Genomic DNA, 5,000 nt, shown 5'->3' on the forward strand with positions numbered 1-5,000 from the left:
AGAAGGAATCTGCTATGGTTTACTCGGTGCCAATTGTGCCGGTAAATCTACATTCTTAAAAATTTTATCCGGACAGTTAGATACAACCCAGGGTGATATTGTTATCACACCGGGTCAGCGTCTCTCTTTCTTACAACAGGATCATTTTAAATATGATGAGTATTCTGTACTGGATACTGTCATTATGGGTAACAAGAGACTGTATGAGATTATGAAAGAAAAAGAAGCTATCTACGCAAAAGAAGATTTTACGGAAGAAGATGGTATCCGGGCAAGTGAACTGGAAGGCGAATTTGCCGAAATGAACGGGTGGGAATCAGAATCTGATGCAGCCCAGTTATTAAACGGACTAGGTATTGAAACGGATCTCCACTATGCAATCATGAGAGATCTTAAGGGTAGTGAAAAAGTGAAGGTGCTTCTGGCTCAGGCGTTATTCGGTAATCCTGACATCCTTCTTCTGGATGAGCCTACTAACCATTTGGATCTGGATGCAATTGAGTGGCTGGAAGAGTTCCTGATTAACTTTGAAAATACGGTTATCGTGGTATCCCATGACCGTTATTTCCTTAATAAGGTATGTACCCATACTGCTGATATCGACTATGGTAAGATTCAGCTCTATGCCGGAAACTACGATTTCTGGTATGAATCCAGCCAGCTACTGATCAAACAGATGAAAGAAGCAAACAAGAAAAAAGAAGATAAGATCAAAGAATTACAGGACTTTATCTCCCGATTCAGTGCAAATGCTTCTAAATCCAAACAGGCTACTTCCAGAAAACGTGCATTGGAAAAAATCGAGCTGGATACCATTCGTCCTTCCAGCCGTAAATATCCATATATTGATTTCCGTCCAAGCCGTGAGATCGGAAATGAAGTTCTGACCGTAGAAGGTCTTTCCAAGACAATCGAAGGCGTGAAGATCCTGGACAACCTGTCCTTTACATTAAATCATGACGATAAAGTTGCACTGGTAGGCGGAAACGAACTGGCAAAAACTGTTCTTTTCAAAATTTTAATGGGCGAAATGGAACCGGACTCCGGATCTTACAAATGGGGAATTACCACTTCCCAGGCTTATTTCCCTAAGGACAGCACCAAAGAATTTGACAATGACTACATTATAGTAGACTGGTTAACACAATACTCAGAAATCAAAGATGCCACTTACGTGCGCGGATTCCTTGGACGTATGCTCTTTGCAGGTGATGACGGCGTGAAAAAAGTTAAGGTATTATCCGGTGGTGAAAAAGTGCGCTGCCTGTTATCTAAAATGATGATTTCCGGTGCAAACGTTTTGATCCTGGATGAGCCAACCAACCATTTGGACATGGAATCCATTACCGCATTGAATAATGGTCTGATCAAATTCCCGGGTGCAATCATGTTTGCATCCCATGACCACCAGATCGTTCAGACCACAGCTAACCGTATCATGGAGATCATGCCGGGCGGTGCCCTGATCGATAAGATCACTACTTATGACGAATATCTTGCAAGTGATGAAATGGCCAGAAAACGTCAGGTATACTCAACAGAAGGCGATTTAGACGATAATTAAATTCATGCATAAAAAAGAGACTGAGGGAAATCAGTCTCTTTTTCTGCCATCTGCCAGTTTCTCTGAGCATTTGTATGCGGTTTTTTCAAAATCGTTGTTTTCTGTTTTACTGTACTTCCTGTTTTGTGCATTTTATCATCTTTGTATTTTCGCATTCTGCATCACAATCTTAACTTCTGCTTCCATCTCTGTCATCGGTTCTGACTCCTTAGCCGTCTTTATCTGTGTACAGGCTGTGACGTTGCACAATACCATTAACAAGAAACCCATTATTGCTATTTTCTTCTTCATCTTCATCCCTCCAGAAAATTACAAACAAGTTTACATGTTCATCTCCAAATATTATAAGCAGCAAATGGAAAATCTGTCTGTGGGTCAGGTAAAGAATTTGTAAAATTTGAAACTGTACAGTTGGTCTGTCTATACTTTAATTGTATGTATCATTTAAAGTTATGTCAAGTATTATGAGAAATTTCTAAATTGGGTGGGGCGCTAATTAGGACGTTATGTGTATGATAGGTAGTGTAACGAAAAGAAAAGGACAAACGGCATCCATTTGTCCTTTTCCAATTTCCATCGCTTAATGCACCTGAAATTTGTCAAACTCCGGATTCGTATAATAATAATTATTAGAATCCAGTTTTTCTTTTGTTTTCTCCAGTGCCTCTCCAAATCTCTGGAAGTGCACAACTTCTCTTGCTCTTAAAAACTGTATCGGTTCTCTAACCTCGGGATTTTGCACCAGACGCAAAATGTTATCATAGGTGGTTCTGGCTTTTTGTTCGGCAGCCAAATCTTCAAACAGGTCTGTAATAGCATCTCCTTTTGACTGGAACTCACAGGCATTAAAAGGAACTCCGCCGGCTGCCTGGGGCCAGAGTGCAGTGGTATGGTCAATATAATAGGCATCAAACCCTGCTGTTTTTGCTTCATCCACTGTAAGATTTTTTGTGAGCTGGTAAATCATGGCACATATTATTTCCAGATGCGCCAATTCTTCTGTTCCAATATCGGTTAATAAACCGGCAACCTCTTTGTCCGGCATGGTATAACGCTGGGACAGATACCGCATAGATGCTGCCAGCTCTCCGTCTGGACCGCCAAACTGGCTGATTATCAATTGTGCAGTTTTGGGACAGGTCTGGGTAATTTTTACGGGAAACTGTAATCTTTTTTCATAAGTCCACATTACACAAGCCCTCCTTCCCAAGGTGTTCTTCCATCTACCCAGGTAAAATGACGTTGTCCATCATAAGAGCACTCCGTATTTGCTTCGTGAATCCCTTCTGCCTTTACACAGTCGATGGTAAGCGGTTCGAATTTCGCTTCAAACTCTTCCATCAGCGCTTTCCTTTTCCCCAGGTACTGCCCAAACAGATCCAGTGCCTGAGTATCCGTTGGATGGGTATCCAGGTATAGAGTCAAATCATTGACGCAGAAACTAACTGCATCTAGTTCATTCAACAAGGCATTCCTATCTTCCATTATCAGCACCTCCTGCATAAAAAGGCAGATCCAGATCCGGGAATATGGTTCCTCGTTTCAGAGCCTCTTGTGGTTCATACACTGCTCCAAACGTCTGCTTTGGTACAGTTGCCATTGCCAGAATACAAGTACAGCTTTGTGAAAAACAAGCAGATTTTCCTTCCTGACCGCAAGTACATTCCATAACATCATTCTCCTTTCCGATTTCAGATGATGACAATAATTTCGTCATCATTTTTATTATGTCTGAAATTGTCGTTTTTACGACAGGGATTTCTTGCAGATATGTCATAAAATACAAAAAAGCAAAGACGCTGTTGTCTCTGCTTTCCATTTCTTGCTTTATAAAGTTCTATGCGATTGCATAATTACGTGCGATTTGACCGACTCTTATATTCAGCAGCTGCACGATTGACACGACAACCTGCTGGCAAAGCGAAATAATGTATTTCACATCCTCTTCCACGGAACGCTTGAATTTCAGATATTCCTGATGTGAAGTTTCTATAAAATGGAACAGCGCTTCTGCGGTTTTGAAAGTTTTCATCTCTTTCTGCTGTCTTAATGCTTCTCCACTTTTGATATACTCTTTTAAATATTTTTTCAAATGTTTTTCATAAATACAATGATCTTTTAAATTTCCATCATAAGTATCATTATGGGGAAATGTAAAATAGTCAGCTACATAATGGATCACCTCTCCAATACGCCTCCAGTATACCCGTTCATTTCTTCCAAATATATCACAATCCTCCGTAAGATTACGGATATCCTCACGTACCTGATCAAATGTTCCAAAAAACTCATGTTTCTTAGTCAAAAAAGAAGGCTTACAGTCTGGAAGTATACTTCCCAGATAAAATGCTTTCTTATGGTTATCAAGCTCCTGGGTGTTCAGATTATTAACAATATATCTCGCTACCGAGATATGAGATTTTTTTCTCAATGGATTTGGCCTCCTGGCTTTTGCTTAACCTTTTTGCTACCTTTTTCATTGTAGCCTTTTCAAAGTAAAAAAGCAAGTTAAAATTGTGTAAATATCATAACACATTTTAACAATCTTGTTAGATTATTCTTATGCACTATCTACAAGCTGAAAAAGTTGATAAAAACAATTATATAAATCTCGCATCTTTTTATAGATTTATTTGGAGGATTTTAACAGCGATATTTGCTTCTATAGTAATTTCTTCCAAAAAAATCAAAAAAGTCTGGATACTAATTTCAGGAAATCCCTGTTATTCAGATCCAGACTCTTCTTTCTTAAGTTTTAAACAGTTGCTATATCAATTAATGTAAGCTTTTCTATGTCTGTATTTTCCAGACTGGTAATCAAAGCTTCTGCCGTATCCAGAGAAGTCAGCACATTTACGCCGGTTTCAATGGCATTGCGGCGGATCAGGAAACCATCCTTTGCACGTTCCACCCCTGGTGATGGTGTATCGATAACCAGATCAATTTCATGTCCCAGTATTAAATCCATTAAGTTTGGTGATTCCTGCTCAATTTTATTAATACGGATTGCATGAACGCCGTTTTCATTTAATTTCTTCGCCGTACTTCTGGTTGCATATATTTTATAACCGATTGCTTCAAATCTTCTTCCAATCTCTACTGCATCTTCTTTGTCTGCATCCTTCACAGTCATAATCATATTTTTATATTTCGGAAGGTTTATGCCAGCTCCCAGAAATGCTTTGTAAAGTGCTTCATCAAAGGTTTTCGCAATACCCAGACATTCTCCTGTGGATTTCATTTCCGGTCCCAGGCTGATATCGGCACCGCGGATTTTTTCAAAAGAGAATACCGGCATCTTAATTGCTATATAGTCAGCTTCCGGCTGTAATCCGGCTTTATAGCCCAGATCTTTTATCTTCGCACCTAAGATTACTTTTGTGGCAAGGGGTACAATTGGAATTCCGGTAACCTTGCTGATATACGGCACGGTACG

Annotated in this window: 6 protein-coding genes and 1 pseudogene; 1 reads left to right on the forward strand and 6 read right to left on the reverse strand. The window is 39.7% G+C overall.

Annotated features, from left to right (window positions below):
- On the forward strand, positions 1-1,564 hold a 1,564-nt coding region (locus tag ACH2DQ_RS11890; protein ID WP_395026858.1), incomplete at its 5' end, for an ABC-F family ATP-binding cassette domain-containing protein.
- A 135-nt stretch (positions 1,565-1,699) separates the two neighbouring features.
- Here the strand turns inward: ACH2DQ_RS11890 and ACH2DQ_RS11895 are convergent.
- The 6 genes and pseudogenes from ACH2DQ_RS11895 to ACH2DQ_RS11920 form a co-directional block, all read right to left on the reverse strand.
- Positions 1,700-1,855 carry a hypothetical protein gene (locus tag ACH2DQ_RS11895; protein WP_394912453.1) on the reverse strand — a complete coding sequence of 52 codons (156 nt, stop codon included), beginning with the start codon at positions 1,853-1,855 and terminating at the stop codon, positions 1,700-1,702.
- 289 nt (positions 1,856-2,144) lie between these two features.
- Positions 2,145-2,753 (reverse strand): manganese catalase family protein, encoded by a 609-nt coding sequence (locus ACH2DQ_RS11900; protein ID WP_394912454.1) that lies wholly within the window; start codon positions 2,751-2,753, stop codon positions 2,145-2,147.
- Positions 2,753-3,049 (reverse strand): spore coat protein CotJB, encoded by a 297-nt coding sequence (locus ACH2DQ_RS11905; protein WP_394912455.1) that lies wholly within the window; start codon positions 3,047-3,049, stop codon positions 2,753-2,755. Before ACH2DQ_RS11905 ends, ACH2DQ_RS11900 begins: the two co-directional genes overlap by 1 nt.
- Entirely contained in the window at positions 3,039-3,233 is a 195-nt protein-coding gene (locus ACH2DQ_RS11910) for a spore coat associated protein CotJA (protein WP_394912456.1), read from the reverse strand. The genes ACH2DQ_RS11905 and ACH2DQ_RS11910 overlap by 11 nt, the downstream gene beginning before the upstream one ends.
- A 168-nt stretch (positions 3,234-3,401) precedes the next feature.
- A complete protein-coding gene (locus tag ACH2DQ_RS11915; RefSeq protein ID WP_394912457.1) occupies positions 3,402-3,995 on the reverse strand; it encodes a zinc dependent phospholipase C family protein in 594 nt (197 codons plus the stop codon).
- 324 nt (positions 3,996-4,319) lie between these two features.
- Positions 4,320-5,000 (reverse strand): annotated as a pseudogene (locus tag ACH2DQ_RS11920) (carbamoyl-phosphate synthase large subunit); the annotation flags it as partial.

It is taken from the genome of Robinsoniella sp., from assembly GCF_034124845.1.

Bases quoted from the DNA above. Each gene is read 5' to 3' on its own strand.
- ACH2DQ_RS11895 (WP_394912453.1), bottom strand. From the start codon at position 1,855: ATGAAGAAGAAAATAGCAATAATGGGTTTCTTGTTAATGGTATTGTGC.
- ACH2DQ_RS11900 (WP_394912454.1), bottom strand. From the start codon at position 2,753: ATGTGGACTTATGAAAAAAGATTACAGTTTCCCGTAAAAATTACCCAG.
- ACH2DQ_RS11905 (WP_394912455.1), bottom strand. From the start codon at position 3,049: ATGGAAGATAGGAATGCCTTGTTGAATGAACTAGATGCAGTTAGTTTC.
- ACH2DQ_RS11910 (WP_394912456.1), bottom strand. From the start codon at position 3,233: ATGGAATGTACTTGCGGTCAGGAAGGAAAATCTGCTTGTTTTTCACAA.